The following is a 25,592-nucleotide window of genomic DNA, read 5'->3' as shown; positions in this document are numbered from 1 at the left end:
TCGCGGCGCTCGCCCCTGCCCTCGTCCGGCCGTCCGCGGCCGGCGTCCCGACCCGGAAGGACCGCCCCATGACCACGTGGGAGTACCTCACCACGCCGCTGCTGATCCACAACACGGCGGCCATCCTGAACAACTGGGGCAAGCAGGGCTGGGAGCTCGTGCAGGTCGTGTCGAACAACGAGGGCGGCCTCGTCGCCTACCTCAAGCGCCCCATCGGGGGCGGAGCCGCGAACGCGGGCCTGGGCCACGCGGCCGAGGCGGCCAAGCAGTTCGAGGGCGATCAGTGAGCGTCTCGGCCCGGCTCGCCGAGCTCGGCATCGAGCTGCCGCCGGTGGTGTCCCCGGTCGCGGCGTACATCCCCGCGAAGGTGCACGGCGACGTCGTGCAGACCTCGGGCCAGCTGCCCATGGTCGACGGCTCGCTGTCCGCGACTGGCAAGGTCGGCGCCGAGGTCTCGGCCGAGGACGCCCGAGACCTCGCCCGTCGGTGCGCGCTGAACGCGCTCGCCGCGGCGGCGGATGCCGCGGGCGGCGTGGACCGCCTGGCCGGCGTGCTGAAGGTGACCGGCTTCGTCGCATCCGACCCGTCCTTCACGGGCCAGCCCGGCGTGATCAACGGCGCGAGCGAGGTGCTCGGCGAGATCTTCGGCGACGAGGGCCGTCACTCCCGCTCGGCGGTCGGCGTCTCGGTGCTGCCGCTCGACGCGCCCGTCGAGGTCGAGGTCGCGTTCACCCTCGCCTGAGCCGTGAGACAGCAACGCCCCGCCGAGACTGCGTGTCGCCACTGCGGTCTCGGCGGGGCGTTGCGGTGTCGGCTTACCTGACCTGGGCCGAGATCACGCTCATCACCGCGGTGTCCGCCAGCGTGGTGGTGTCGCCGACCTCGCGGCCCTCGGCGACGTCGCGCAGCAGGCGGCGCATGATCTTGCCCGAGCGCGTCTTGGGCAGCTCGCCCACGATGTAGATGTCGCGCGGCCGGGCGATCGCGCCGATCTGGTCGGACACCCACTGGCGCAGCTGCTGCGCGAGGCCCTCCGGGCTGTGCTTCCTGAGGTAGCTCTCCTTCAGGATGACGAACGCCACGACGGCCTGGCCCGTCGTCTCGTCGTTCGCGCCCACGACCGCGGCCTCGGCGGTGGCCTCGTGCGCCACGAGCGACGACTCGATCTCGGCGGTGGAGAGGCGGTGGCCCGAGACGTTCATGACGTCGTCGACACGGCCGAGCAGCCAGATGTCGCCGTCTTCGTCCAGGCGCGCCCCGTCGCCCGCGAAGTAGTACCCCTGCGTCGCGAACTTGTCCCAGTACGTCTCCTTGAACCGCTCCGGGTCGCCCCAGATGCCGCGCAGCATGCTCGGCCACGGCTCGGTGATCACGAGGAGGCCGCCGGCGTCGTTGCCGACCGGCTCACCGCCCTCGGTCACCACGTCGATCGAGATGCCGGGCAGCGCGACCTGCGCGGATCCGGGCTTCGTCTCGGTGACACCGGGCAGCGCGGACACCATGATCGCGCCGGTCTCCGTCTGCCACCACGTGTCGACCACGGGGGTCTTCCCCGCGCCGATCACCTCGCGGTACCAGACCCACGCCTCGGGGTTGATGGGCTCGCCCACCGAGCCGAGCACGCGCAGCGACGACAGGTCGCGGGCCTGGGGGATCTGCCGGCCCTGCTTCATGAACCCGCGGATCGCCGTGGGCGCGGTGTAGAAGATCGTCACGCCGTACTTCTGGATGACGTCCCACCAGCGGCCAGGCTCCGGGTGCTCGGGCGTGCCCTCGTACAGCACCTGCGTGGCGCCGTTCGCGAGCGGGCCGTACACGACATACGAGTGCCCCGTGATCCATCCGATGTCCGCCGTGCACCAGTACACGTCGGTCTCGGGGTGCAGGTCGAACACGTTGCGATGGGTGAACGACGCCTGCGTCAGGTAGCCGCCCGAGGTGTGCAGGATGCCCTTGGGCTTCCCGGTCGTGCCCGACGTGTACAGGATGAACAGCGGGTTCTCGGCTTCGAACGCCTGCGCCTCGTGCTCGGCCGGGGCCTGCGGCACGACCTCGTGGTACCAGACGTCGCGACCCTCGACCCAGTCGACCTCGTTGTCGCCCCGCTTGACGACCAGCACGTGCTCGACCGTCGTCTGCTCGCCCTGGCCGTTGCGGTCGGCGAGCGCCTGGTCGACGGCCGGCTTGAGCGGCGAGACCTTGCCCTTGCGCCAGCCGCCGTCGGCGGTGATCACGAGCTTCGCGCCGGCGTCGTCGATGCGCGAGCGGATGCTGTCGGCGCTGAATCCGCCGAAGACGACCGAGTGGATCGCGCCCAGCCGCGCGACCGCGAGCATCGAGGCGACGGCTTCGGGGATCATCGGCAGGTAGATCGCGACGCGATCGCCCTGGCCGATGCCGAGGTCCGTCAGCACGTTCGAGAGGCGGTTGACCTCGTCGGTCAGCTCGGCGTACGTGATCCGGCGCGAATCTCCTGGCTCGCCCTCCCACAGCAGCGCGACCCGGTCGCCGTTGCCGGCCGCGACGTGGCGGTCGAGGCAGTTGTACGCGACGTTCAGCTGGCCGTCGGCGAACCACTTCGCGAACGGCGGGTTCGACCAGTCGAGCACCTGCGTGAACGGCGTGTGCCAGTGCAGCAGCTCGCGGGACTGCTCGGCCCAGAAGCCCTCGCGGTCGGTGTCGGCCTTCTCGTAGAGGTCGGCGCCGGCGATGGCCTCCGCGGCGAACTCGGCAGAGGGCGCGAAGCGCCGGGTCTCGCTGAGCAGGTGGTCGATGGTGTTCTCCGCGCTCATCTGGCTGTGCGCTCCTTTGCGACGTGCGGTACTCGGATCTCGCCGCGGCTGTGCGGCGACCCGGGGCCGGCCGTGCCGGCGCCCGTCCGGGCGGGGCCCGTGCTCTCGAACGTACGCCCGCGGTCGGCGGGCTGATACCGACGAAAGGGAGTACCGCTCGTCCACAGACGCCAGGGCGCGCCGGTTGTGCGGCAGAGGACCGGATCGCGTCCCGATGCCCCGCCGGGATTTCTAGCGTCGGGGCATGGCAGAGGCGTTCGTCGTGCAGCCCCGGGCGCGGAGGGATCCGGATCCTCCCGCGCCCGGGGAGGAGCTCGCCGCGCCCGCGACGCCGCTCGGCGCGCTCACGCCCTACCTCTCGGACCCGGCCGTGACCGACGTGTTCGTCAACGGCGCGACGGGGCTGTTCGTCGACCGCGGCGACGGTCCGCGCCCGGATCCGTCGTGGCGCGCGTCCGAGCGCGAGGTGCGGGAGCTCGCCGGATCGCTCATCGCCCGGGGCGGACGGCACATCGACGACGCGACCCCGTGCGTCGACGTGCGGCTGCCGGGCGGCATCCGAGTGCACGCCGTGCTGCCGCCGGTCGCCACGAGCGGCACGGCACTGTCGATCCGGATCCCGCGGCTGCGCGGCGCCGATCTCGACGCGCTCTGCCGGGGCGGGTCGTTCGGCGAGGACGCCCGGCGGTGGCTCGTGCGGATCGTGCGCGACCGCGAGAACCTGCTGATCAGCGGCGCCGCGGGCACCGGGAAGACCACCCTGCTGGGCGCGCTGCTCGCCCACGCGCCGGCGCACGAGCGCATCGTGACGATCGAGGACGTCGCCGAGCTGCGCATCGCGCATCCGCACCACGTGTCGCTCGAGGCGCGGCAGGCGAACCTCGAGGGCGCCGGCGCGATCGACCTCGCCCGCCTGGTGCGGGAGTCGCTGCGGATGCGGCCCGACCGGATCGTCGTGGGCGAGTGCCGCGGCGAGGAGGTGCGCGAGCTGCTCACGGCGCTCAACACCGGGCACGACGGCGGGGCGGGCACGCTGCACGCGAGCGGCCTGGCCGAGGTGCCGGCGCGGCTCGAGGCGCTCGGCGCGCTCGCAGGCATGGACGACCACGCCGTCGCGCGGCAGGTGTGCAGCGCGATCGGCTTCGTGCTGCACCTCGAACGGCGGCCGGACGGATCGCGCCGGCTGGCGAGCGTCGGCCGGTTCACGGAGACGGGCGGGCGGCTCGGCATCGAGCCCGTCGCGCCCTGGAGGGAGGCGGCGTGAGCGGGTTGCGGGCGAGGGCCGGGGACGGGGCGGCGGACGGATCACCACGGGGCTCCGCGAGGAGATCCGCGGAATCGAGGAGGGATCGCGCGGGATCCTCCTCGCGAACGCGGATCTCCTCGCGAACGCGGGCCGACGATGAAACCGCCGCGATCGCGGGGCGCGTGCTCAAGCTCGCCGTGCTGCTGCAGGCCGGCGCGAGCCCGGACGCCGCGTGGCGGCACCTCGCCGGCACGGGCGACGGCGACGCCGAGCGGATCGCGCACCGCGCGTCCGCCGGGATGCCCCTGTCCGAGGCGATCGAGGCCGAGGCCGGGCATCCCGGCGGCGATCCCTGGCGCGACGTCGCGGCCGCGTGGGAGATCGCCGCGACCGTCGGCGCGCCGCTGGCCGACTGCCTCCGGTCGATCGCGGCGGCGCTGCGCGACGCGCGGGAGGCGCAGGACGACGTCCGGATCGCGCTGGCCGAGCCGGCCGGCACGGCGCGGCTGATGACGTGGCTGCCGCTCGCGGGCCTGCTGCTCGGCGCCGCGCTCGGCTTCGACGTGCTCCGCGTGCTCTTCACGAACCCGATCGGCATCGCGTGCCTGATCGCGGGCGTCGCGCTGCTGCTCGCGGCACGCGGCTGGACGCGCCGGCTCGTGCGCTCCGCGCAGCCGCCGCCCGGCACGCCGGGCATGCACGCAGAGCTGACGGCCATCGCCCTGAGCGGCGGCGCGTCGATCGAGCGCGCCCGGCGGCTCGTGGCGGAGGCTCCGGGCGGACCGCGCCCCGGCGGCGACGAGACGGCCGCCGTGCTGGCGCTGTCGCGCGATGCGGGCGTCCCCGGCGTCGAGCTGCTGCGCGCCACGGCGGCGCACGAGCGTCAGAGCGCCCGCACCGAGGGGCGGCTGCGCGCGGCGCGGCTCGGCGCGCGCCTGCTGCTGCCGCTCGGCGCGTGCACGCTGCCGGCGTTCCTGTGCCTCGGCGTCGCACCCATGCTGCTCGGCGTGCTCGCCGCCACCCCGCTCCCGGAACTGCCCGGGTGATCCGCGGCCGCCCGGCCGCACCCCTGCGGGAGAGACCCGCGGGACGACCCGAAGAAAGAAGGAACCATGATCGAATACGCCACCCCCGTCCGTCCGCGCGGCGTCGCCGGCCTGCTGGCCGACGACGCCGGCGCCTCCACCGCCGAGTACGCGATCGTCACGATGGCCGCGGTCGCGTTCGCCGGCGTCCTGGTCGTCATCATGCGCTCGGGCGAGGTGCGCGAGATCCTGACGGATCTCGTGCGCCGCGCGCTGTCGGTCGCGTGACGAGCGGGGGTCATCCGGCCCGCCGGGGCGGCGGCACGACGCCGCCCCGGCACGGCTCGGCTGTGCCCGCCGGCGGGGACGCGGGCGCCGGGGAGCGCGGCTCGGTCGCGGCCGAGCTCGCCGTCGCGCTGCCCGCCGTCATGGTCGTGGTCGCCCTCGGCATCGGCGGGCTGCTCGCCGCGTCGACGCAGGTGCGGCTGCAGGACGCCGCCGCCGACGGCGCGCGGCTCGTCGCGCGCGGCGAGCCCGAGGGCAGCGCCGCGGGCGTCGTCGCCCAGGTGCGCGGCGCGGGTGCGTCGGTCGCGTGGCGCGGCGACCTGGTGTGCGTCACCGCAGCCGTCGATGCGCGGGTGGCCGGCATCGCGATCCCGCTGCGCGCGGTCAGCTGCGCGCTCGGCGGGGGACGGTGATCCGCCATGGCCGGATCCGCCCTCGCGGCCGGGATGGCCGGTGCCGTGGCCGTGCTGATGCTCGGCCTCACGGCCGCGGGCGCCGCCGCGGCCGAGAGCCAGCGCATGGCGGGCGTCGCGGATGCCGCAGCGCTCGCCGCGGCCGACAGCGCGAGCGGTGCGATCCCCGGCGACCCCTGCGCCCGGGCCGCCGAGGTGGCGGGCGCACAGCGGGCGGCGGTCGCATCCTGCGCGGTGGACGGGCTCGTGGCCACCGTCGCGGTCGCGGGGACCTTCGCGGGGCTGCCCGTCCGCGCCGCCGCCCGCGCCGGCCCGCCGCCGCTCCCGGGATGATCCGACGTCGAAGGACGCGAGCCGATGCACATCGCTCTATATGTATTGTGTGCAACGACGAAAGGACACCCGTTGTCATCAGGCAAGAAGCTCGTCATCGTCGAGTCCCCGACGAAGATGAGGTCGATCCAGGGCTACCTCGGCGACGAGTACGAGGTGCTGAGCTCGGTGGGTCACATCCGGGACCTCGCCGACAAGCGCGACATCCCCGAGAAGGATCGCGCCGCGTACGGCAAGTACTCGATCGACATCGACAACGGCTTCGACCCGTACTACGTCGTCAGCGACCGCAAGACCAAGACGGTCTCCGAGCTGAAGCGGGCGGTGAAGAGCGCCTCCGAGGTCCTGCTCGCGACCGATGAGGACCGCGAGGGCGAGGCCATCGCGTGGCACCTGCTCGAGACGCTCAAGCCCAAGGTGCCGGTCAAGCGCATGGTGTTCCACGAGATCACCAAGGACGCCATCCGCGCCGCCGTGGACCGCACGCGCGACCTGGATCTCGCGCTCGTCGACGCGCAGGAGACCCGGCGCATCCTGGACCGCCTGTACGGCTGGGACGTCTCGCCCGTGCTGTGGCGCAAGGTCGGCAGCGGCGCCGGCGGCCAGGCGCTCAGCGCCGGTCGCGTGCAGTCCGCCGCGACGCGCCTGATCGTCGAGCGCGAGCGCGAGCGCATGGCGTTCGTCTCGGCCGACTACTGGGGCATCCAGGCGCGCGCCGCGCGCGAGGACGAGGGCTTCTCCGTCCGCCTCGTGCGCCTGGACGGCGCATCGCTCGCGTCCGGACGCGACTTCGACGACCGCGGTCAGCTCAAGCGCGCCGTCGTGGTGCTCGACGAGAAGGCCGCCCGCGCGCTCGCCGCCGCGATCGACGCGGCCGCCCAGGCCACCGTCACGAAGGTCGAGTCCAAGCCCGGCAAGCGCCGCCCCTACGCGCCCTTCACGACGTCCACGCTGCAGCAGGAGGCCGGCCGCAAGCTGGGCCTGTCCGCGAAGAACGCGATGTCCGTGGCCCAGAGCCTCTACGAGCGCGGGTACATCACCTATATGCGCACCGACTCGACCAACCTCAGCGCGCAGGCAGTGAAGGCGGCCCGCGAGCAGGCGGTTGCGCTGTACGGCGAGCGCGCCGTGCCGCTCAAGCCCCGCGTCTACGCGTCCAAGAGCAGGAACGCGCAGGAGGCCCACGAGGCCATCCGCCCGTCGGGCGAGCAGTTCCGCACGCCCAAGCAGGTCGCCGGCGAGCTGGGCCGCGACGAGCAGCGGATGTATGAGCTGATCTGGATGCGCACGGTCGCCAGCCAGATGTCCGACGCCGAGTTCGAGACCACGACCGTCACGCTCGAGGCGCAGGCCGACGGCAAGACCGCCGAGTTCACCGCCTCCGGCACGGTCTACACCTTCAAGGGCTTCCTCGAGGCGTACGAGGAGGGCAAGGACGAGCGGCGCCGCGACGCCGACGAGGCCGAGAACCAGTCGCTGCCGCAGGTGGCCGCGGGTGACCGCCTCGCGCTGTCCGACGCCGACGCCAGGGGACACTCCACGACCCCGCCGCCCCGCTTCACCGAGGCGAGCCTCGTGAAGTCGCTGGAGGAGAAGGGCATCGGCCGCCCGTCGACGTTCGCGAGCATCATCGGCGTGATCCTGGATCGCGGCTACGCGGTCAAGCGCGGCCAGGCGCTCGTGCCGTCGTGGCTGGCCTTCAGCGTGGTGCGACTGCTCGAGCAGCACTTCGCCGAGCTGGTCGACTACGACTTCACGGCGGCGCTCGAGGACGATCTCGACGCCATCGCCCGCGGCGAGCAGAAGCGCGTCGAGTGGCTGCGCTCGTTCTACTTCGGCTCGGGCGAGCACCCGGGCCTGCGCGGCATCGTCGACAATCTCGGCGAGATCGACGCGCGCGCCCTGAACGCCACGCCGCTGACCGACAGCGCCACGCTGCGCTTCGGCAAGTACGGGCCGTACATCGACGTGGCCGACCCGTCCGACCCCGAGGGCAAGTCGCGCATCGTCAACGTCCCCGAGGATCTGGCGCCCGACGAGCTCACTGCGCAGAAGGTGCAGGAGCTCATCGACGCTCCGGTCGCCGGCGACCGCGTGCTCGGCGAGAACCCCGAGAACGGCAAGCTGGTCGTCGTGAAGGACGGCCGCTACGGTCCGTACGTGCAGGAGCAGGATCCGGTGGATCCGGATGCCGCCGATGCCTCGACCGGGGAAGTCGAGGAGGCGCCGAAGAAGCGCGGATCGAAGAAGGCGGCGGCTGCCAAGCCGCGGACGGCGTCGCTGTTCAAGTCGATGTCGGTCGAGACCGTCGACCTCGACACGGCGCTGCAGCTGCTGTCGCTGCCGCGCGTGGTCGGCACGGACCCCGAGTCCGGCGAGTCGATCACGGCGCAGAACGGCCGCTTCGGGCCCTACCTGAAGAAGGGCGCCGACTCGCGGTCGCTCGAGAGCGAGAGCCAGATCTTCGACGTCACGCTCGAGAAGGCCCTCGAGCTGTACGCGCAGCCGAAATACGGCGCCCGGCGCGCGTCGAGCGCCCTGAAGGAATTCGAGGCAGACCCGGTCAGCGGCAAGCCGATCCGGATCCGCGACGGCCGCTTCGGCGCGTACGTCACGGACGGCGAGACGAACGTCACGATCCCGCGCGGCACGACGCCCGACGAGGTCACGTTCGAGCGTGCGGTGGAGATGCTCGCCGAGAAGCGCGCGAAGGGTCCTGCCCCGAAGCGCGGTCGGGCCGCCGCGGCCAAGACGACGGCCGCGAAGACCCCCGCCAAGACGGCGACCGCGAAGAAGGCGCCCGCCAAGAAGCCGGCGACGTCGGCCTCGCGCTCGGAGGCGGCGAAGAAGGCCGCCGCGACGCGCGCCGCGAACCGCGCCGCCAAGGCCGCGGAAGACCAGTGAGCGCCGTCCCCGGCCTCTGGATCACGTTCGAGGGCGGCGACGGCTCGGGCAAGACCACCCAGGCCCGGCTGCTGCACGAGTGGATCGAGAGCACGGGCCGCACGGTCGTGCGCACGCGCGAGCCGGGCGGCACCGAGGTGGGCGTCCTGATCCGGGACATCGTCCTGCATCACCGGGGCGACATCGCCCCGCGCGCCGAGGCCCTGCTGTACGCCGCGGATCGCGCCCACCACGTCGAGACGCTGGTGCGCCCCGCGCTCGCCCGCGGCGAGGTCGTGATCCAGGATCGCTACCTCGACTCGTCCGTCGCCTACCAGGGCGCCGGCCGGGTGCTGGACGCGACCGAGGTGCGCGAGCTGTCGCTGTGGGGCGCGGGCGGCGCGCTGCCGGATGTCACGGTCCTGCTCGATCTGGATCCCGTCGCCGCGCGCGCCCGCCTCGACGCGGACGACAAGCCGTTCGACCGCCTCGAGGCCGAGAAGGACGACTTCCACGCCCGGGTGCGCGCGGGGTTCCTCGCGCTCGCCGCGGCCGAGCCCGACCGCTTCCTCGTGTTCGACGCCTCCCTCCCGCTCGCGGACCTCGCGACCGCGATCCGGGAGCGCGTGCAGCCCCTCCTCTGACGGCGAGGCTGTCCGGGGCCCGGGATAGGGTGGAGCGCATGACCTCCGTGGCCGCGCCCTCCCTGCCGTGGGGCGAGGTGTGGGGGCAGGATGCCGCCGTCGACGCGCTGCGTGCGGCGGCCGCCGATCCGGGCGCGCTGGCCCATGCGTACCTGATCACCGGGCCCCCCGGATCCGGCCGCGCGCCGCTCGCGCGCGCGTTCGCCGCCGCGCTGATCGCCGAAGGTCCGGGCGACGAGCACACCATGCGGCAGGTCCTCGCCGGCACGCATCCCGATCTCGCGGCGCTGCGCACCGAGGGCAGCATCATCCGCATCGAGGAGGCGCGCGCGATGGCCGCGCGCTCATACCTCGGCCCGTCAGCCGGCCGCTACCGCGTGATGGTGATGGAGGATGCGGACCGGATGACCGAGCGCACCTCCAACGTGCTCCTGAAGGCGCTCGAGGAGCCGCCCGAGCGCACCGTCTGGATCCTGTGCGCGCCGAGCGACGCCGACCTGCTTCCCACGATCCGCTCGCGCGTGCGGGTGCTGCGTCTGCGCGAGCCGGAGGTCGGGCAGGTCGCGGCGCTCATCGCGGCGCGCACCGGCGTGGACGCCGCGGTCGCGGAGCAGGCCGCGCGGCACGCGCAGCGCCACATCGGCATGGCGCAGCGTCTCGCGACCGACGAAGCCTCCCGGATCCGGCGCGACGAGACCCTGCGCGGCGTGCTGAGCGTGCGCGGCATCGCCGACGTGGTCGAGGTCGCGGGGCGAATCGTGCAGGCCGCGACCGACGACGCCAAGGCGCTCACGACCGAGCGCGACGAGGCCGAGCGCGCCTCGCTGCTGCGCACCGTGGGCATCGCCGACGGCGCCCGGATCCCGCCCGCCGTCCGGTCGCAGCTGACCGCGCTCGAGGACGACCAGAAGCGCCGCGCGACGCGCAGCCTGCGCGACGGCCTCGACCGCGTGCTCACCGACCTGCAGTCGCTGTTCCGCGACATCGTCATGCTGCAGTTCCGCGAGGACGCCGACATCATCAACCTCGAGCTCGTCGAGGACCTGCGCGAGCGCGCCGCCAGGTGGCCGGCCGCGCGCACCCTGACCGTGCTCGACCACATCGCCGAGACCCGCGAGGCGCTCGAGCAGAACGTGCAGCCCACGCTCGCGCTCGAATCGCTGCTCGTCACGGTCGTCAGCGGAAGCTCCCCGAACTCAGAGAGAAGAGCGTGACCCGCCGCATCCGTCGTCTGCTCGCCGCCGCCGCGATCCTGATCACCGGATCGCTCGCCCTCTCCGGCTGCCTCTATGCGCAGATCCCGCCCCGGGACGTGCGCGGGCCCGACCCGACGCCGCAGGTGGGGGAGGACATCGGCCCCGAGTTCCGTCAGTACTACGAGCAGCGCATCGAGTGGACGGGCAGCGATATCCAGCACGCCACGATCACCGCGCCGCTGGACTGGAATGACGCCAAGGCGGGTGAGATCGAGCTCGCGATCGTGCGGCAGCCCGCGACTGGCGGCGACCGGCTCGGCTCGCTGCTCGTGAACCCCGGTGGCCCCGGCGCCAGCGGCTACGACTTCATCGAGCAGTCCGTCGACTTCGCCGTCAGCGAGAGGCTGCAGGAGCGGTACGACGTCGTCGGCTTCGACCCACGCGGCGTGGGCCGCTCGACCGCCGTGACCTGCCTCGACGCGGCCGGGATGGACCGGTTCCTGTACGCGATCCCGCAGCACGAGCGCGGCACTCCCGAGTGGGAGGAGGAGCTCACGGCCGAGAATCAGGGCTTCGCCGACGCGTGCGAGGAGAACAGCGGCGGGATCCTGCCGTTCATCACCACCGACCAGGCCGCCCGCGACATGGATCTGCTGCGCGGCGTGCTGGGCGACGAGAAGCTGACCTACCTCGGCTACTCGTACGGCACGTTCCTCGGTGCGACCTACGCCAAGCTGTTCCCGCAGCGCGTCGGCCGGCTGGTGCTCGACGGGGCGATCGATCCGTCCGTCTCGGGCACCGACGTCGGCGTCACGCAGGGTGTCGGCTTCGAGCGGGCGCTGCGCACCTACATGCAGTCGTGTCTCGACGGCGCGGGGCAGGGCCAGGCGAGCTGCCCGTTCGCCGGGACGGTGGATCAGGCGATGGGCGACCTCGCGGCGCTCCTCGCGTCCGTGGACCGCTCGCCGCTGCCCGCCCCCGACGGGCGGGAGCTCGGTGCGGATGTGCTCATGACGTCGATCGTCGCGGCGCTGTACGCCCCGGACAACTGGCCTTATCTCACCCAGGCGCTCACCGAGACGCTGCAGGGCGATCCCACCACGGCGTTCGTCCTCGCGGACTTCTACAACGGTCGGGAGGAGGGCGAGTACGCGGACAACTCCACGGAGGCGTTCCAGGCATACAACTGCATGGACTACCCGATCGACGACTCGCAGGAGGCGCAGGATGCGGCCGCTGCGCTGCTCCAGCGCGAGGCGCCGACGGTCGCGCCGTACTGGGACGGTCCGGGCGTGTGCGAGGTGTGGCCGCTCGAGCCCACAGGCGTGCGCGAGAAGATCGCCGCGTCGGGCGCCGCGCCCATCGTCGTCGTCGGCACCACCGGGGATCCCGCCACTCCGTACGACTGGGCGGTCTCGCTGGCGGGGCAGCTCTCGAGTGGCGTGCTGGTGACGTTCGAGGGCGAGGGGCACACGGCGTACAACGGCCAGAGCGCGTGCGTCGACGACGCCGTCGACGCCTACTTCGTCGACGGCACGGTGCCGCAGGACGGGCTCCGCTGCGCACCCTGATCCCGGCGCTCCCGGCGGTCGCCCCGGTTCGAAGCACGAGTTCGCATCGGGTATGATTGATCTTCGTGCCGCGCGAGCGGTGCGGAACGCCACCTTAGCTCAGGGGTAGAGCAGCTCACTCGTAATGAGCAGGTCGTCAGTTCAAATCTGACAGGTGGCTCGAAAAGGCCTCCGGACTCCACTCCGGGGGCCTTCTCGCTTTCCCGGCGCGTCCTCGCGGCGCCGTCACCGGAGGAGATCGGCACGTCTTCGGAGGATTTCCGCCGGATCCGCCCTCGGAGCGGGATATCTCCTCGCGGTGTGGCGCAATGGGTCCATGACCGACCTCGCCGAAACCGCCGCGGACACCTCCGACGCCGTCTCCTGGTTCGCCCGGAAGCTGCGCCACGAGACGGATCCCTCGGATGTCGCCGCCGCCCGCGCGGCGGGCGAGCCGCTGACGATCGTCGACGTGCGCAGCCGGGTGTCGTTCGACCAGGGCCACGTGCCCGGCGCGATCCACCTGCCGGGCCGCGAGCTGGCCGAGCGGCACGCCGAGCTCGCCGGTCTGCCGAACCTCGTCGTGTACTGCTGGGGACCCGCGTGCAACGGCGCCACGCGCGCCGCGCTCGAGCTGAGCCGCCGCGGCTATCGGGTGCGCGAGATGATCGGCGGCTTCGAGTACTGGGCGCGCGAGGGACTCGCGGTTCAGTCGGCCGAGGGGCGCGGTCGCCGGCCCATCGACCCGCTGACCGCGCCCCTCGGCTGAGCCGGGGCGCATCCGCTCACGCGGCCGCCGGCTGCGTCTCGTCCGACTCGGCGATCACGAGCGGCCCGCTCGAGCGGAAGTGCCCGATGGCGGCGAGCACCAGCCCGCCGGCCGCCCAGACGGCGAGCACCAGCCACGGGAAGGTCGTGTCGGCCCCGGGGAAGTAGGAGAGGTCGCGCACGAGCGTCGCGCCGGCGCCCGGCGGGAACCACTGACCGACCTCGCCCCACGGGGCGGGCAGGAACTCGCGCGGCATCGCGGCACCGGAGATGGGGTTCGCGATGAGGAGGAACAGGACCGGCCCGAGCGCGATGCCCGGACGGCCCACGATCGACGCGAAGCCGACGATGGTCGCGCCGATGGCCAGCAGCGACAGGCCGAACGCGGCGGCGTTGAGCAGGTAGGCGCCTGCGAGCACGGCGAACCAGCCCTGCAGGATCCCCGCGATCGCGAGGCCCGCGGCGACGGAGTAGGCGAGGAGCGCGGCGACGCGGCGCCACACGCCGCCGATCGCCATCGTGATCGCGATGCCGCCGATCATCCCGCCGAGCACGAGGGGGAACGATGCCGCGGTCATGCCCGCGCCGCGCGGGTCGGTGTCCAGCAACGGCACCACGTCGGTCACCGCGACGGTCGGCGCGGGGGCGCCCGCGGCGGCGGCCGCCTGGGCGGCCTGCTGCTGCAGCTGCGCGGCGATGCCGCCCAGCAGCTGCGCGGCCACGGGGCTCGCGGCCGAGGAGGTGAGCACCTCGGGCGCCTGCCCGAGCACGACCGCGCCATAGACCTCGCGGCCCTCGATCGCGTCGACGGCGGCGTCGCGGTCGTCCACCTCGGTCAGCGCCACGGCGCCTTCGGCGTTCTCGGTGACCGCCTGCTCGACCATCGCGAGCTGCTCGGCCGGTCCGGTGATCGCGACGGGCAGGTCCCGGGGCTCGGACGTCACGGCGGGCCATGAGAAGGCGAGCACGATGATCGAGACCACGACGGCGAGCACGAGGCCCAGGGCGACGCCGCGACCCCAGGGTGTGCGCGCGGAGGGGTGTGCAGGAGTGGACATCGATGCTCCTTCGAGTCGGAAAAACGAATACTCGTTCTTTATTATCCGGGTATCGTCGAGAAATCAAGGAGGGTGCCGGATGCCGAAGGTCAGCGATGCGCACCGCGCCTCCCGGCGGGACCAGATCCTCGACGCCGCGCTCGCCTGCTTCGCCGAGAAGGGGTTCCGAGCCGCGTCGATGGCCGACATCATCTCGGCGTCCGGGTTGTCGGCGGGCGCCATCTACTCGTACTTCGGCGGCAAGCGCGAGATCGCCATCGGCGTCGCCAAGCGCACGATCCTGGGCCGCGTCACACAGGTCATCCACGACACGCAGGGCACGCGCGTGCCGCCGCCGTCCGAGGTCGTGCGTCGCCTCATCGAGGGGCTCGACCGCGAGGGCATCGGGACGGCGCTGATCGTGCAGCTCTGGGGAGAAGCGGTGACCGAGCCGGACTTCGAATCCATAGCGGCCGAGGCGTTCGGCTCCCTGGCGGAGGGATTCGCGGGCTACCTGGAGAGCTGGGCCGCGCAGGAGCGCGGCCTGGGACCCGAGGCCGCCGCGCGGTGGGCGGGGGAGGCGCTGCCCGCGATGCTCGCCTTCGGGCAGGGCGCCGTGCTGCAGTCCGCGCTGCTTCCGGGCTTCGACGCGGCGCGCTACGCGCGCGCGATCGCGGTGGTGCTCGCGTGATGGATGCGATCGGCGCGATCACCGAGATCCTGTCGTGGGTGGGCATCGGAGCGGCCGTCCTGTTCGGCGGGGCGGCGCTGATCGCGCGACTCGCCGACGGCACGTGGGTGCCGATCCGCGGCGTCGTCATCGGCGACCCCGCACCCGACGCGCCCCGGCGTCAGGTCGTGCGGTGGTTCGGCGACGACGGCGTGCACGAGGCGCCGCTCACCGCCGAGCTGCGCGCGGCCGCCCGCGGCGACGAGGTCGAGCTGTTCCACCGCGTGGGCACGCGCGACGACGTGCGCCTGCATCAGCACTCGCCGTGGCCGCGCCTGCTCGGCGGCGTCGCGCTCGCGTGCGGCGCGGTCGGCGCGATCGCGCTGGCCGTGCAGATCGTCGCGATGGTCACGGGCTAGGCGGCCCGCACGGGCTGACGCAGGATCGTGCGCCTCCGCTCGGGCGGCACGCGGCGGAAGTCGCCGAGATAGATCTCGTGGTGCCGGCCGGTCGGCACCAGCCCGTGCCCGGGGATGACCTCGTCGTGCAGGCGCGCCAGCACGGGGCCCTCGTCGTCGAAGGAGCCGACGTGCAGCGTCTGCACGCACCGGCCCTCCGCCAGCGCCTCGAGCCGCACGCCGTCCGATCCCTCGACACCGGCGAACAGCGCCGCGCCGATCCACTCGGGCACCAGGATCATCAGCGTCCAGTCCCACCGCGACTTGTCGCGTGCGGTCGTGAACGACGCCATGTCGTCGGCCCACCACAGGCCCTCGAGCGGCGGCACGACATAGTCGCGGTCGAGCGCGCGCCGGCTCGCGGACCTGAGCCGGTACGCGACCGGATACAGCGCAGCCACGGCCTCGGCGAAGGCCGCCGAGTTCGGATCGCCGTGGCCGTCGACCATGAGGTACTGCAGCTCCGGCACGTCCACGATGTCGAACCGGCGGTGTCTCGCGCGGTAGGCGTCCCACGACTTCTTGACGTCGAGCTTCTCGGACATCCGTGACCTCCAGCGGCAGGGGGACGCATCCATTCTCCTGCGGATCGTCCCGGGCGTACGCTCGGATCATGACCAGAGCCCTGCTGATCGTCGACGTGCAGAACGACTTCACCGAGGGCGGCGCGCTCGGCGTGGACGGCGGCGACGCCGTCGCGACCGGGATCACCCGGCTGCTCGCGGCGCACGCGGGCGACTACGCCGTGATCGTCGCGTCGCGCGATTGGCACGACCCCGACAGCGACAACGGCGGGCACATCTCCGACGCCCCGGACTTCGTCGACAGCTGGCCGCCGCACTGCATCGCGGGCACCGAGGGCGCCGAGTACGACCCCGGCCTCGACACGACCGCGGTGACCCACCACGTCCGGAAGGGACAGGGGAAGCCGGCGTACTCGATGTTCGAGGGCGTCACGGACGACGGATCCACGGTGGCCGCGGTTCTCGCCGAGCGCGGGATAGAGACGGTGGACGTCGTCGGCATCGCGACGGACCACTGCGTGCGCGCCTCGGCCCTCGACGCGCTCGCGCACGGCCAGCACGTGCGCGTGCTGACGGACCTGATCGCCGGTGTCGCCGCGGAGCCCAGCGAGGCCGCCCTCGCCGAACTCGCCCATGCCGGCGCCGAGCTCGCCGCGAGCGAGCGGGCATGACGCCGCGCGACATCAGCGTCAGCCTCGACATCGAGGTGCAGTCCGCCACCGAGCTGGAGATGCAGATCGCGGTCGCCCGTGTGCCGGGCATCCGGGTCGACGAGTCCCTCGCGGTCGCGCTGGACGGCGAGCCGGTCGAGTACGAGGAGCTCGTCGACCCGGTGGGCGGGCGGATCCACCGCCTGAAGCTGCGCCCGGGGCGGCTCGAGGTGGCGTACCGCGCCGAGGTCGAGCATGCCGGATCACCCGTGCCCGTCGCGCCGCACGATCGGTCCGTGTACCTGCGGCCGAGCCGCTACGCCGAGTCCGACCGGTTCTTCGCGCTGGTCGGCTCGCAGTTCGACACGGCGCGGCCGATCGCCGACCTGGTGGACGACGTGGTCGCGTTCGTCGCCTCCCGGCTGCGCTACGTCCCGGGGGTCAGCGACGTCAACGACAGCGCGATCGACACGCTGCTGGACGGCGCGGGCGTCTGCCGCGACTACGCGCACCTGACGATCGCGATCCTGCGCGCGCTCGGCATCCCGGCGCGCCTGGCCGCCGTGTACGCGCCGGGGCTCAGCCCGATGGACTTCCACGCGGTGGTCGAGGCCCTCGTCGACGACGAATGGATCGTGGTGGACGCGACCCGGCTCGCCCCGCGACAGAGCCTCGTCCGGATCGCGACGGGACGGGACGCCGCCGACACGGCGTTCCTCGACAGCCATGGCGGATCCATCCTGCTGAACTCGTACGGGATCCTCGCGACCGCGCGCGGCGAACTGCCCGTCGACGACGGCCGCGCGCGGGTGCGACTGGCGTAGCGGCCGCGGGCTCTCAGCCGAGGGCGCGGAGCTTGCGCGCGAACACCGTGCGCTCCGCGTCGCTGACCGTGAGCCGCGCGGCGGTCTCGAGCTCGGCGCGGGCCTCGTCGGGGCGGCTGAGGCGGATCAGCAGCTCGGCGCGCACGCCCGGCAGCTGCGGGTAGCCCGCGAGCGCTCCGGCGAGCCCGTCGACGATGCGCAGGGCCGTGGCGGGACCCTCCACCATCGACACCGCGACCGCGCGGTTCAGCTCCACGACCGGGGACGGCGCGATCCGCCCCAGCGCCTCGTACAGCAGCGTGATCCGCTCCCAGTCCGTCTCCTCGGCCGACGGTGCGACGTCGTGGCACTCGGCGATCGCCGCCTGCAGGGTGTACGGACCGCGGCCGCGGCCGAGGGCGTCGCACCGGGCGAGCGCGTCCCTGCCCAACGCGATCAGCCCGCGGTCCCAGCGCGTGCGATCCTGATCCGCCAGCAGGATCGGATCTCCCGACGGATCGAGTCGGGCCGGGAACCGCGCGGCGTTCAGCGCCATGAGCGCCACGAGACCGTGCGCCTCGGGCTCCGCGGGCAGGAGACCGGACAGCACGCGGGCGAGGCGCAGGGCCTCGCGGCCGAGGTCCGGGCGCATCCAGCCGCCGCCGCTCGTGGCATAGCCCTCGTTGAACACCAGGTACAGCACGCTGAGCACGGCCGACAGGCGCGCGGGGTACTCGTCGGGGGAGGGCACCTCGAACGGCACGGCCGCCGCGGCGAGGGTCTTCTTCGCGCGGACGATGCGCTGCTGCACGGTAGCGACGGGCACGAGGAATGCGCGTGCGATCTGCTCGGACGACAGGCCGCCCACCACCCGCAGCGTCAGCGCGATGCTCGCCTCGCGCGAGAGCACCGGGTGGCACGCGACGAAGATCAGGCGCAGCACGTCGTCCTCGATCTCGTCCGGCTCCCAGGCCTCTGTCCGCTCGTCGAGGTCGCGTGCGAGCCGCGCGTGGCGGTCGTCCCGTGTCGCCTGCCGGCGCCAGTGGTCGATCGCCCGGCGGCGGGCGACCGCGACGAGCCACGCGCCGGGGTTGGCCGGGACGCCCGAGACGGGCCAGGAGGTCAGAGCATCGGCCAGCGCCTCCTGCGCGACGTCCTCCGCCAGCGCGAAGTCGCGTGTCTGCCGCGTGAGGGTGGCGACGATGCGGGCGGACTCCATGCGCCACACCGCCTCGACGGCGCGGGTCGCCGAGGCGGTGCGGGCGTCGGGCATGTCAGGCCTGCTCAGCCTTGTGCGCGAGCTCGTCGCGCCACTGCTCTTCTTTCTGGATCCACTCGTTGTCGGCGGGGAAATCCTCCACGCCCGTGATGCGCCGGATCTCGAGCTTGCTGCCGGCGCTGAGCGGCGCGCGCTTCGCCCACTCGGCGGCCTCCTCGATCGTCGGCACCTCGAGCACCCAGAAGCCGTTGAACAGCTCCTTGGTCTCGCCGTACGGCCCGTCGGTGACGACCGGCGGCGTCTGGGAGAAGTCGACCACGACGCCCGGCTCGGGAGCCAGCCCGTCGCCGCCCACCATCACGCCGGCCTTGATCATCGACTCGTTGTAGGCGCCCATCTGCGCGATGATCTCCTCGAACGGGATCTCCGACGATGCGGCGATCGCCTCGTCGGTCGCGCGCATGATCAGCATGTACTTGGCCATCTCGAACTCCTTCGTCGGTGTGCGGGCCGTGTCTCGACCCTTTCACCCAGGCGTCGGACGGCGCACGCGGGGATCGACATCCGCCGGAAAGATCTTTCTGTGTCCGGAGGCGTCAGTTCAGCGCGGGGGTGTCCTGGGGGATGACGCCGTCGCCGTAGAGGTCCGTCGCGAGGTCCCGCAGGGCGCGCAGGGCGACGCGCTGCGGCAGTGGGCCGTACGAGATCCGGGCGATGCCGAGAGCCTCGTACTCGGCCGCCGCGAGCGCTCCGGGCACGCCGATCACGCTCACCTTGCGCTCGCCGATCCCTGCGACCAGGCGCTCGGTGAGCCCGTGGTCCAGGGGCGCGGGCACGAACACCAGGGACGCGCCCGCGTCGAGGAAGGCGCGGCCGCGGGCGATCGCGTCGTCCACGATCTCGTCGATCGGCCGGTCGCCGCCGCGCACGAACGCGTCCGTGCGCGCGTTGAGCTGGAAGGCGACGCCCTCGGCCTCGGCCGCGGCGACGATCGCCGCCACGCGCGAGACCGCGTCGGGAAGCGGTACCAGCCGGTCCTCGACGTTCGCGCCGACCACGCCCACGCCGATCGCCCGCCGGACGGTCTCGGCCGGGTCCTCGTACCCGTCGTCGAGGTCTGCCGTCACGGGCAGATCCGTCGCGGCGACGATCTCGGCGACCGCGGCGAGCATGTCGTCGAGCGGGATCGCGCCGTCGGCGAAGCCGTGGCTCGCGGCGATCGAGTGACCGGCGGTGGCGAGCGCGCGCGTGCCCGGCAGATCGCCGACGACCTTGGCGCTGATGGCGTCCCAGACGTTGACGACGCGGAGGATCTCCGGCGCCTCGTGCAGCGACTTGAGGGTGAGGGCTCTGTCCGACGTGGTGGTCATGCGCACGACGCTACGCCCCGCGGGGGGCCGCGCGGGGCGACGGGAGCGGAACCGGTGTGCCGTTCACCCGGTGTTCCGGCATCAGGCGGCGGGCGCGCGCTCCTCGTCGCGCTCCCGCGCGATCCGGATCACCCGCGACAGGCGCTCGCGCGCGGACTCGAGCTCGGCGATCCGCTCCTCGATCCGGAGGCGCTCGCCCTCGAGCATCCGCCGCTGCGCGCGCGTCGTGGTGCCGGAGTGGATGCACGGCATCATCTCGAGGATGCGCGGGCTGGACAACCCCGCGGCGAGGAGCAGCTGGATCAGCCGCACCCGCTCGACGGCGTCCGCGTGAAAGGTCCGCTGACCGCTGGGCGTGCGCTCGGACGTCATGAGCCCCTGCTGCTCGTAGTAGCGCAGCGAGCGCACGCTGGCGCCGGTGCGCTCCGACAGCTCCCCGATCCGCATCCCGGCTCCTCCGCTTGACCCTGACATTGATGTCAGGTTCTACGGTACTCGAGGTCGTCCGAAGGAAGGGAACCTCACATGGACATCAACGGAGCCGTCGCTCTCGTCACGGGAGCCAACCGCGGGATCGGTCGCGCGCTCGCGCAGGAGCTGGTGGAGCGAGGCGCCACGGTCTACGCCGCCGCCCGACGTCCCGAGCTCGTGGATCTGCCCGGCGTGACGCCGCTGCGCCTGGACATCACCGATCCGCAGAGCGTCGCGGATGCGGCCGCGGCCGCGTCCGACGTCACGCTGCTCGTCAACAACGCGGGGATCGCGACCGGATCGGATCTGGTCACGGTGCCGGATCTGGAGCGCGCGCGTCGCGAGATGGACACGCACTTCTGGGGGACGCTGTCGATGATCCGCGCGTTCGCGCCGGCGCTCGCGCGCAACGGCGGCGGTGCGATCGTCAACGTGCTGTCGGCGGTGTCGTGGTTCACGACGCCGGGTGCGGGCGCCTACCACGCAGCGAAGGCCGCCGAGTGGGCGCTGACCAACAGCGCCCGACAGGAGCTCGCGGCGCAGGGCACGCTCGTCACGGGGGTCCATCTCGGCGCGGCCGACACGGACATCATGCGGGGCTACGACGGGCCGAAGATCGCTCCGTCGGACGTCGCCCGCGCCGCGCTGGATGGCGTCGAGCGCGGCGACGGCGAGGTGCTCGTCGACGACTGGAGCCGCTTCGTGAAGGCCTCGCTCGTCCGCACCCCCGAGGAGATCGACGCCGGCATCCGCGCGGCGCTCGCGGGCTGATCCGGCCGAGGGGACGTCGCCCCGTGCGGCGTCCCCTCTCGGGGGGGGGGGGGAGAGAGGCGGCATCCGTCAACCCCATTCGGTGAGAGATCCGGCGTGGGTAGCGTCCGCAGGCATGGGCACACTCATCTACGACAGCGTGGAGCCCCCGATCGAGATCGAGGATCGCGCGCTGTCCCATCTCAAGGTCGTCATCCTCGCCAAGCTCCGCCGCGGCGAGAGCTTCGCGGTGTCCTGGAAGCATCCGCCGGGAAAGGCGGGTGGGCGCTCGACGATCTGGCTGAACCCGGCCATCCCGCTGCGCTTCGTGTTCGAGGAGCCGGAGGCGCCCGAACTGAACCAGCGCTGGCTCGCGAAGATGGCCGACTCGGCCAACGCGCTGGGCGGCATCACGCTGACCGCCGAGGAGGTCGACGGCTGAGCGGGTTCGCCTGGTGGGCCCAGTGGGGCTCGAACCCACGACCCGCGGATTAAAAGTCCGATGCTCTGCCAACTGAGCTATAGGCCCGCACCTACCTTACGGGGCCGCGGGACGGCACCGGTGCGCCTCCGGCGCGGCTAGCCTGGATCGATGACCGACGACTTCCACAAGCCCGTGCGGCGTCCGTCGGAGACCTTCGACCGCGTGTTCGCGGCCCAGGATCCGGCGGAGGTGTCGCGCGCCGCGCACTCCACCGCCGCGGCGCTGCTGTCGCGCGTGCGCGAGGAGCGCGATCCGGATGCCGTCGAGCGGCTCGTCGCGTTCACGTCGCGGCACGGGATCGACGACATCGCCGAGCTGTGGTCGCGCTCGCCCGCGCTGAGCCTGCCCGGCACGCTGTGGCGGCTGTACCTGCTGCAGGCGTCGATCCACGACGACGCCGCGACCGCGGCCCTGCTGTACGACCGGGGCCGGGTGGAGCTGCGCTCTCCCGACGCCCTGGTCGCCGGCGCGCCCGTGCCCGCCGGGCCGGGCGAGCTCGTGGATCTCATCGACACGATCCTGCGGGGCGCGTTCCAGGGGGACTTCGCGGTGGCCCTCGACCGCGCGGCGGCGTTCTGCCGCGTGCAGGCCTCGGGCGCGACCCACCTCGCCGACGACTACGAGCCGACCGAGCCGCACCGCGCCAGCACCCTGACCACCCGCGCCCTGCGCCTGGCGACGTATGCGCGCGATCTCACGACCTCGGCGCGACTGTGGCGCCGTGACTCGCTGACCTGAACTGCTCGCCGACCTGAACATCCGGTCCACATCCCGCACCCGGGAATGCGGGCCGGGGGTGCTCCGTTAAACTGGAGCAGCCGGGCCGCAGCAAACCCCGGGCTCCAATATTCGCCGCTCCGAGCGGCCTCGCGCCGAGAGGCGTTTCTGCGGTCCGGCTTTCTCATGCCCTCGTAGGCTCTCTTCATGACCTGGCGCTTCGCCCTGATCGTCGCCCCCGTGCCGGACGACGACGCCCGCACCGACTTCTCCGACACGCTCGCCGTGATCGATCCGGATGCGCCCGCGCTCAGCGTGGGCGAGCTGAGCACCCAGCGCGGCGACGGGATCTTCGAGACCATCGGCGTGGTGGACGGGCACGCTCAGGAGGTGCAGGCGCACCTCGAGCGCCTCGCGCACTCCGCGCGGCTGTGCGACCTGCCTGCACCGCACCTCGGGCAGTGGCGCGCCGCGGTCGATCGCGCGGCCGCCGAGTGCCCGGCCGGCGAGAGCGCGATCAAGCTCATCCTGAGCCGCGGCGTCGAGCGCGCGGCGACGGGCCTGGAGGGCCCGACCGCCTGGGTCACGGCCTCGCCCGTGCCGGACCACACCGCGTCGCGCACGCGCGGGATCAGGGTCGCGACGCTCGACCGCGGCCTCGACAGCCGCGCCGCCGCGCGCTCGCCGTGGCTGCTGCTCGGCGCCAAGACGCTGTCCTACGCCGTGAACATGGCGGCGCTGCGCGAGGCGCACCGGCGCGGCGCGGACGACGCGATCTTCCTGACGAGCGACGGCTACGTCCTCGAGGCGCCGACGGCCTCCGTGATCCTGCGGCACGGCGACACGTTCGTCACCCCCGAGCCCACCGGCGGCATCCTGCAGGGCACGACGCAGCTGAGCGTCTTCGACTGGCTCGAGGAGCGGGGGCACTCGACCGGCTACGAGCACGTCCCCGCGGCCGCGCTCGCCGACGCCGACGCCCTGTGGCTCGTCTCCAGCGTGCGCCTCGCCGCGCCCGTCACGCACCTCGACGGCGCGGAGCTGGCCGTCGACGCCGAGCTCACGGCCGCGATGAACGCGTACCTGCTGAGCCCGCGCGACTAGATGTAGTGCCCAGCCAGGTTGTTTGAGATCCGGCTGATGGGCGGGAGCTTTCCGATGGCGGTGTGGGGCCTGTGGTGATTGTAGAAGTGCAGCCAGGCGGGGAGTGCCGCTCGGCGGGCTGATTCGCTGTTGTAGTGCTTCGAGTAGGCCCAGCCGTCGGCGAGGGTGCGGTGAAAGCGCTCGATCTTGCCGTTGGTCTGAGGGCGGCGAGGGCGGGTGAACTTCGGCGCGATGCCGAGGTCGCTGCAGGCCCGTTTCCAGGCATGTGAGCGGTAGGCGGAGCCGTTGTTGGATAGGACCCGCTCGAGGCGGACGCCGCGGTCAGCGAACCAGGACGTCGCGCGTCGGAGGACGCCGATCGCGGTCTCGGCGCGTTCATCGTCGTGGATCTCGGCGTAGGCGACGCGGGAGTGGTCATCGATGACGGTGTGGACGAACGCGTGCCGCATCAGCGGGTTCCGGTAGATGTTGCGGTCCTTGTCGGGCGTCGCGGCGCGGTTGCGTCGTCCTTGGGCGCGTCCGACGTAGCGCCAGCCGCCGCCATCGGGGATGTTGCCGAGCTTCTTCACGTCGACATGGATCAGCCCTCCCGGCGTCTCGTGCTCATAGCGGCGAGCGGGTTCCCCGGTCTTGACGTCGACGTGGGAGAGCCGGTTCAGCCGGCAACGCGTCAGGACCGCGTGGACCGTCGAGGCGGGCATCCCCATCCGCCCGGCGAGCTGAACGGGACCGAGTCGCTTGCGGATCCGCAGGTGGACGATCTTCTTCACCAGATGCGGTGGGGTCTTGTTCGGATGCGAGTGCGACCGGGAGGACCGGTCGGCCATCCCGGCCTCGCCGAGCTCGAGATAACGGCGTGCCCACTTGTCGGCCGTCGGCCAGGAGACGCGGAAGTAGTCAGCCGCCGCGGCGACCGTCCACTCCTCGTCGACGATCTTGCGGGCAAGGCGGAGTCGTTGGCGCGGCGTCAGCGCCGCATTAGCGTGAGACACGAGAACCTCCGGTCTTGAGCGGGTGTCTAAGCAGCTCCACTCTGACCGGAGGTTCTCGTCCTGTCACGGCATCCAGGTCAAACAACGTCCCTGGGCACTACAACTAGATCCGCTCGACCCGCCCGCCGTCGAGCGCGACGGCGAGCGGTGGGACCTGCAGGCCGAGCGCGCGCGCCGGCGTCGCGGACGTGAGTTCGGCGATCGTGGCCGGATCCGCGCCGCGCGCCAGCAGGCGCTCGACCGCGTCCGACACGGACGAGGTGCTGCCCGCGAGGGCGTCGGTGCCCGCGACCGTCGCGACGCCGCCGCGCACCAGGATGTCGGATCCGGCGAGCATGTAGGCGCCGTCGCCGAGGCCCGCCGCGGCCATCGCGTCGGACACGAGCATCGCCCGGCCCGCGCAGTCGCGCAGCGCCAGGTCGAGCACGCGGTCGTCGAGGTGGGCCCCGTCGCCGATCAGCTCCACCGTGACGCGCGCCTCCGACAGCCCGACGCCGACGGGTCCGGGGGAGCGGTGGTGCAGCGGCGGCATGCCGTTGAACAGGTGCGTCATGATCGACGCACCGAGGTCGACCGCGCGGGCGACCGTGTCGGCGTCGGCCTCGGTGTGGCCGATCGCGACGCGGACGCCGGCCTCGGCGAGGACCCGGATCGCGTCGTCGGCCCCCGGCAGCTCGGGCGCGAGAGTGACCATCCGGATCGTCCCGTCGCCGGCCCCGAGCAGCGCCTCGATGTCGGAGCGCGCGGGCGCCCGCAGCAGCTCGGGGTTGTGGGCGCCGCGGCGCCCGGCGCTCAGGAAGGGTCCCTCGAGGTGCAGGCCCGCGAGCGCACCCGCGCGCACCAGCGGAGCGAGCTCGGCCAGCCGCGCCCGGGTGTCCTCGAGCGTTCCGGTGGCGAGCGAGGCGACCAGCGCGGTCGACCCGCGGGCGGCGTGCCACGCGATCGCCTCGGACGGATCCGCGCCGACGGTCGCGAAGTCGACGCCGCGCGCACCGTGCGCGTGCGCGTCGACGAAACCGGGCAGCAGCGCGTCGACCTCCCGGTCGGGCGTGCGCGGCGGCGCTCCCGTGCCGCGCTCTGCGGGGCGGTCGCCGTCCGTGAGCACCCAGCCCGGCCCATCCGATCCGGATCCGTCGATCACCCGTCGGGCGGCGAGAAGCGTCATGGACTCAGTCTGCCGAACAAAAGCGGTCGGCCCCGCCCGAAGG

General features: G+C 73.0%; 29 protein-coding genes and 2 tRNA genes. 21 read left to right on the top strand and 10 right to left on the bottom strand.

Annotation, left to right across the window (positions count from 1 at the left end; genetic code table 11):
- Nucleotides 1–68 precede the first annotated feature (68 nt).
- Together sp36 and AAD528_RS10535 are read left to right on the top strand one after the other, a co-directional pair.
- Nucleotides 69–287: a Sp36 family protein gene (sp36, locus tag AAD528_RS10540; RefSeq protein WP_345752033.1), complete on the top strand. Its 219-nt coding sequence runs from the start codon at nt 69–71 to the stop codon at nt 285–287.
- Nucleotides 284–742 (top strand): RidA family protein, encoded by a 459-nt coding sequence (locus tag AAD528_RS10535; protein WP_345752032.1) that lies wholly within the window; start codon nt 284–286, stop codon nt 740–742. Before sp36 ends, AAD528_RS10535 begins: the two co-directional genes overlap by 4 nt.
- Nucleotides 743–815: 73 nt before the next feature.
- Here the strand turns inward: AAD528_RS10535 and acs are convergent, their stop codons facing one another.
- Complete coding sequence (gene acs, locus AAD528_RS10530) at nt 816–2,792, bottom strand: acetate--CoA ligase (protein WP_345752031.1); 1,977 nt, start codon at nt 2,790–2,792, stop codon at nt 816–818.
- A gap of 244 nt (nt 2,793–3,036) precedes the next feature.
- Here acs and AAD528_RS10525 point away from each other — a divergent pair, with 244 nt between their 5' ends.
- From AAD528_RS10525 to AAD528_RS10475, 11 genes are all read left to right on the top strand, one after another.
- Complete coding sequence (locus AAD528_RS10525; RefSeq protein ID WP_345752030.1) at nt 3,037–4,056, top strand: TadA family conjugal transfer-associated ATPase; 1,020 nt, start codon at nt 3,037–3,039, stop codon at nt 4,054–4,056.
- Between the two features lie 164 nt (nt 4,057–4,220).
- Entirely contained in the window at nt 4,221–5,084 is an 864-nt protein-coding gene (locus AAD528_RS10520; RefSeq protein WP_345752029.1) for a type II secretion system F family protein, read from the top strand.
- 66 nt (nt 5,085–5,150) lie between these two features.
- Nucleotides 5,151–5,351, top strand: a complete 201-nt coding sequence (locus tag AAD528_RS10515) for a DUF4244 domain-containing protein (RefSeq protein WP_345752028.1) — start codon at nt 5,151–5,153, stop codon at nt 5,349–5,351.
- Nucleotides 5,352–5,413: 62 nt separating this feature from the next.
- Nucleotides 5,414–5,761, top strand: a complete 348-nt coding sequence (locus tag AAD528_RS10510) for a TadE family type IV pilus minor pilin (protein WP_345752027.1) — start codon at nt 5,414–5,416, stop codon at nt 5,759–5,761.
- 6 nt (nt 5,762–5,767) lie between these two features.
- Nucleotides 5,768–6,094, top strand: a complete 327-nt coding sequence (locus tag AAD528_RS10505) for a helicase (protein WP_345752026.1) — start codon at nt 5,768–5,770, stop codon at nt 6,092–6,094.
- A 72-nt stretch (nt 6,095–6,166) separates the two neighbouring features.
- Nucleotides 6,167–8,998: a type I DNA topoisomerase gene (topA, locus tag AAD528_RS10500; protein ID WP_345752025.1), complete on the top strand. Its 2,832-nt coding sequence runs from the start codon at nt 6,167–6,169 to the stop codon at nt 8,996–8,998.
- Complete coding sequence (gene tmk / locus AAD528_RS10495) at nt 8,995–9,621, top strand: dTMP kinase (protein ID WP_345752024.1); 627 nt, start codon at nt 8,995–8,997, stop codon at nt 9,619–9,621. Before topA ends, tmk begins: the two co-directional genes overlap by 4 nt.
- Before the next feature lie 38 nt (nt 9,622–9,659).
- Nucleotides 9,660–10,835: a DNA polymerase III subunit delta' gene (locus AAD528_RS10490; protein ID WP_345752023.1), complete on the top strand. Its 1,176-nt coding sequence runs from the start codon at nt 9,660–9,662 to the stop codon at nt 10,833–10,835.
- Nucleotides 10,832–12,388, top strand: a complete 1,557-nt coding sequence (locus AAD528_RS10485) for an alpha/beta hydrolase (protein ID WP_345752022.1) — start codon at nt 10,832–10,834, stop codon at nt 12,386–12,388. The genes AAD528_RS10490 and AAD528_RS10485 overlap by 4 nt, the downstream gene beginning before the upstream one ends.
- An 88-nt stretch (nt 12,389–12,476) precedes the next feature.
- Nucleotides 12,477–12,548 (top strand) — tRNA-Thr (locus AAD528_RS10480).
- Nucleotides 12,549–12,704: 156 nt separating this feature from the next.
- Nucleotides 12,705–13,136: a rhodanese-like domain-containing protein gene (locus AAD528_RS10475; RefSeq protein WP_345752021.1), complete on the top strand. Its 432-nt coding sequence runs from the start codon at nt 12,705–12,707 to the stop codon at nt 13,134–13,136.
- A gap of 16 nt (nt 13,137–13,152) precedes the next feature.
- Here AAD528_RS10475 and AAD528_RS10470 read toward each other — a convergent pair whose 3' ends face one another.
- A complete protein-coding gene (locus AAD528_RS10470) occupies nt 13,153–14,193 on the bottom strand; it encodes an ABC transporter permease (RefSeq protein ID WP_345752020.1) in 1,041 nt (346 codons plus the stop codon).
- A 79-nt stretch (nt 14,194–14,272) separates the two neighbouring features.
- Here AAD528_RS10470 and AAD528_RS10465 point away from each other — a divergent pair, with 79 nt between their 5' ends.
- Both AAD528_RS10465 and AAD528_RS10460 read left to right on the top strand, forming a co-directional pair.
- Entirely contained in the window at nt 14,273–14,863 is a 591-nt protein-coding gene (locus AAD528_RS10465; protein WP_345752019.1) for a TetR/AcrR family transcriptional regulator, read from the top strand.
- On the top strand, nt 14,863–15,261 hold the full coding sequence (locus tag AAD528_RS10460; RefSeq protein ID WP_345752018.1) for a hypothetical protein: 399 nt from the start codon (nt 14,863–14,865) through the stop codon (nt 15,259–15,261). Before AAD528_RS10465 ends, AAD528_RS10460 begins: the two co-directional genes overlap by 1 nt.
- Here the strand turns inward: AAD528_RS10460 and AAD528_RS10455 are convergent.
- Complete coding sequence (locus tag AAD528_RS10455; protein WP_345752017.1) at nt 15,258–15,845, bottom strand: GyrI-like domain-containing protein; 588 nt, start codon at nt 15,843–15,845, stop codon at nt 15,258–15,260. The genes AAD528_RS10460 and AAD528_RS10455 overlap by 4 nt on opposite strands.
- 68 nt (nt 15,846–15,913) lie before the next feature.
- Between AAD528_RS10455 and AAD528_RS10450 the strand changes: the two genes are divergently transcribed.
- Nucleotides 15,914–16,495 (top strand): isochorismatase family protein, encoded by a 582-nt coding sequence (locus tag AAD528_RS10450; protein ID WP_345752016.1) that lies wholly within the window; start codon nt 15,914–15,916, stop codon nt 16,493–16,495.
- Nucleotides 16,492–17,298, top strand: a complete 807-nt coding sequence (locus AAD528_RS10445) for a transglutaminase-like domain-containing protein (RefSeq protein ID WP_345752015.1) — start codon at nt 16,492–16,494, stop codon at nt 17,296–17,298. The genes AAD528_RS10450 and AAD528_RS10445 overlap by 4 nt, the downstream gene beginning before the upstream one ends.
- A gap of 13 nt (nt 17,299–17,311) precedes the next feature.
- Here AAD528_RS10445 and AAD528_RS10440 read toward each other — a convergent pair whose 3' ends face one another.
- The 4 genes from AAD528_RS10440 to AAD528_RS10425 all read right to left on the bottom strand — a co-directional run bounded on the left by AAD528_RS10440 (nt 17,312) and on the right by AAD528_RS10425 (nt 20,313).
- Entirely contained in the window at nt 17,312–18,550 is a 1,239-nt protein-coding gene (locus AAD528_RS10440) for an RNA polymerase sigma factor (RefSeq protein WP_345752014.1), read from the bottom strand.
- 1 nt (nt 18,551) lies between these two features.
- A complete protein-coding gene (locus AAD528_RS10435) occupies nt 18,552–18,980 on the bottom strand; it encodes a YciI family protein (RefSeq protein ID WP_345752013.1) in 429 nt (142 codons plus the stop codon).
- Nucleotides 18,981–19,092: 112 nt separating this feature from the next.
- A complete protein-coding gene (locus AAD528_RS10430) occupies nt 19,093–19,866 on the bottom strand; it encodes an isocitrate lyase/PEP mutase family protein (RefSeq protein ID WP_345752012.1) in 774 nt (257 codons plus the stop codon).
- An 81-nt stretch (nt 19,867–19,947) separates the two neighbouring features.
- Nucleotides 19,948–20,313, bottom strand: a complete 366-nt coding sequence (locus AAD528_RS10425) for a MerR family transcriptional regulator (RefSeq protein WP_345752011.1) — start codon at nt 20,311–20,313, stop codon at nt 19,948–19,950.
- 78 nt (nt 20,314–20,391) lie between these two features.
- On the opposite strand from AAD528_RS10425, the gene AAD528_RS10420 reads away from it, so the two are divergent.
- Together AAD528_RS10420 and AAD528_RS10415 are read left to right on the top strand one after the other, a co-directional pair.
- Nucleotides 20,392–21,108 carry an SDR family oxidoreductase gene (locus AAD528_RS10420; protein WP_345752010.1) on the top strand — a complete coding sequence of 239 codons (717 nt, stop codon included), beginning with the start codon at nt 20,392–20,394 and terminating at the stop codon, nt 21,106–21,108.
- Between the two features lie 115 nt (nt 21,109–21,223).
- Complete coding sequence (locus AAD528_RS10415; protein WP_345752009.1) at nt 21,224–21,529, top strand: DUF7882 family protein; 306 nt, start codon at nt 21,224–21,226, stop codon at nt 21,527–21,529.
- Between the two features lie 11 nt (nt 21,530–21,540).
- Here the strand turns inward: AAD528_RS10415 and AAD528_RS10410 are convergent.
- Nucleotides 21,541–21,616, bottom strand: a tRNA-Lys gene (locus tag AAD528_RS10410).
- A gap of 63 nt (nt 21,617–21,679) precedes the next feature.
- Between AAD528_RS10410 and AAD528_RS10405 the strand changes: the two genes are divergently transcribed.
- Nucleotides 21,680–22,309 (top strand): DNA-directed RNA polymerase subunit beta, encoded by a 630-nt coding sequence (locus AAD528_RS10405; RefSeq protein WP_345752008.1) that lies wholly within the window; start codon nt 21,680–21,682, stop codon nt 22,307–22,309.
- Nucleotides 22,310–22,495: 186 nt separating this feature from the next.
- Nucleotides 22,496–23,392 carry an aminodeoxychorismate lyase gene (locus AAD528_RS10400; RefSeq protein ID WP_345752007.1) on the top strand — a complete coding sequence of 299 codons (897 nt, stop codon included), beginning with the start codon at nt 22,496–22,498 and terminating at the stop codon, nt 23,390–23,392.
- Here the strand turns inward: AAD528_RS10400 and AAD528_RS10395 are convergent.
- The gene (locus AAD528_RS10395) at nt 23,389–24,384 is read right to left on the bottom strand and encodes an IS481 family transposase (protein WP_345752006.1); all 996 of its coding nucleotides are present in this window, start codon (nt 24,382–24,384) and stop codon (nt 23,389–23,391) included. The two genes, AAD528_RS10400 and AAD528_RS10395, sit on opposite strands and share 4 nt — an antisense overlap.
- A gap of 103 nt (nt 24,385–24,487) precedes the next feature.
- Complete coding sequence (locus tag AAD528_RS10390; protein WP_345752005.1) at nt 24,488–25,549, bottom strand: N-acetylglucosamine-6-phosphate deacetylase; 1,062 nt, start codon at nt 25,547–25,549, stop codon at nt 24,488–24,490.
- Nucleotides 25,550–25,592 lie beyond the last annotated feature (43 nt).

Source organism: Microbacterium rhizophilum (genome assembly GCF_039605615.1).
Lineage (GTDB): Bacteria > Actinomycetota > Actinomycetes > Actinomycetales > Microbacteriaceae > Microbacterium > Microbacterium rhizophilus.
Note: the sequence above shows the minus strand (reverse complement) of the source record. Positions and strands in the feature narration are given on the sequence as shown.

Coding starts and splice junctions, on each gene's coding strand:
- sp36 (WP_345752033.1), top strand. CDS start 69: ATGACCACGTGGGAGTACCTCACCACGCCGCTGCTGATCCACAACACG.
- AAD528_RS10460 (WP_345752018.1), top strand. CDS start 14,863: ATGGATGCGATCGGCGCGATCACCGAGATCCTGTCGTGGGTGGGCATC.
- AAD528_RS10400 (WP_345752007.1), top strand. CDS start 22,496: ATGACCTGGCGCTTCGCCCTGATCGTCGCCCCCGTGCCGGACGACGAC.
- AAD528_RS10455 (WP_345752017.1), bottom strand. CDS start 15,845: ATGTCCGAGAAGCTCGACGTCAAGAAGTCGTGGGACGCCTACCGCGCG.
- AAD528_RS10440 (WP_345752014.1), bottom strand. CDS start 18,550: ATGCCCGACGCCCGCACCGCCTCGGCGACCCGCGCCGTCGAGGCGGTG.
- AAD528_RS10420 (WP_345752010.1), top strand. CDS start 20,392: ATGGACATCAACGGAGCCGTCGCTCTCGTCACGGGAGCCAACCGCGGG.
- AAD528_RS10490 (WP_345752023.1), top strand. CDS start 9,660: ATGACCTCCGTGGCCGCGCCCTCCCTGCCGTGGGGCGAGGTGTGGGGG.
- AAD528_RS10525 (WP_345752030.1), top strand. CDS start 3,037: ATGGCAGAGGCGTTCGTCGTGCAGCCCCGGGCGCGGAGGGATCCGGAT.
- AAD528_RS10415 (WP_345752009.1), top strand. CDS start 21,224: ATGGGCACACTCATCTACGACAGCGTGGAGCCCCCGATCGAGATCGAG.
- AAD528_RS10515 (WP_345752028.1), top strand. CDS start 5,151: ATGATCGAATACGCCACCCCCGTCCGTCCGCGCGGCGTCGCCGGCCTG.
- acs (WP_345752031.1), bottom strand. CDS start 2,792: ATGAGCGCGGAGAACACCATCGACCACCTGCTCAGCGAGACCCGGCGC.
- AAD528_RS10505 (WP_345752026.1), top strand. CDS start 5,768: ATGGCCGGATCCGCCCTCGCGGCCGGGATGGCCGGTGCCGTGGCCGTG.
- AAD528_RS10450 (WP_345752016.1), top strand. CDS start 15,914: ATGACCAGAGCCCTGCTGATCGTCGACGTGCAGAACGACTTCACCGAG.
- AAD528_RS10430 (WP_345752012.1), bottom strand. CDS start 19,866: ATGACCACCACGTCGGACAGAGCCCTCACCCTCAAGTCGCTGCACGAG.
- AAD528_RS10465 (WP_345752019.1), top strand. CDS start 14,273: ATGCCGAAGGTCAGCGATGCGCACCGCGCCTCCCGGCGGGACCAGATC.
- AAD528_RS10470 (WP_345752020.1), bottom strand. CDS start 14,193: ATGTCCACTCCTGCACACCCCTCCGCGCGCACACCCTGGGGTCGCGGC.
- AAD528_RS10445 (WP_345752015.1), top strand. CDS start 16,492: ATGACGCCGCGCGACATCAGCGTCAGCCTCGACATCGAGGTGCAGTCC.
- AAD528_RS10475 (WP_345752021.1), top strand. CDS start 12,705: ATGACCGACCTCGCCGAAACCGCCGCGGACACCTCCGACGCCGTCTCC.
- AAD528_RS10435 (WP_345752013.1), bottom strand. CDS start 18,980: ATGGCCAAGTACATGCTGATCATGCGCGCGACCGACGAGGCGATCGCC.
- AAD528_RS10425 (WP_345752011.1), bottom strand. CDS start 20,313: ATGCGGATCGGGGAGCTGTCGGAGCGCACCGGCGCCAGCGTGCGCTCG.
- AAD528_RS10390 (WP_345752005.1), bottom strand. CDS start 25,549: ATGACGCTTCTCGCCGCCCGACGGGTGATCGACGGATCCGGATCGGAT.
- AAD528_RS10405 (WP_345752008.1), top strand. CDS start 21,680: ATGACCGACGACTTCCACAAGCCCGTGCGGCGTCCGTCGGAGACCTTC.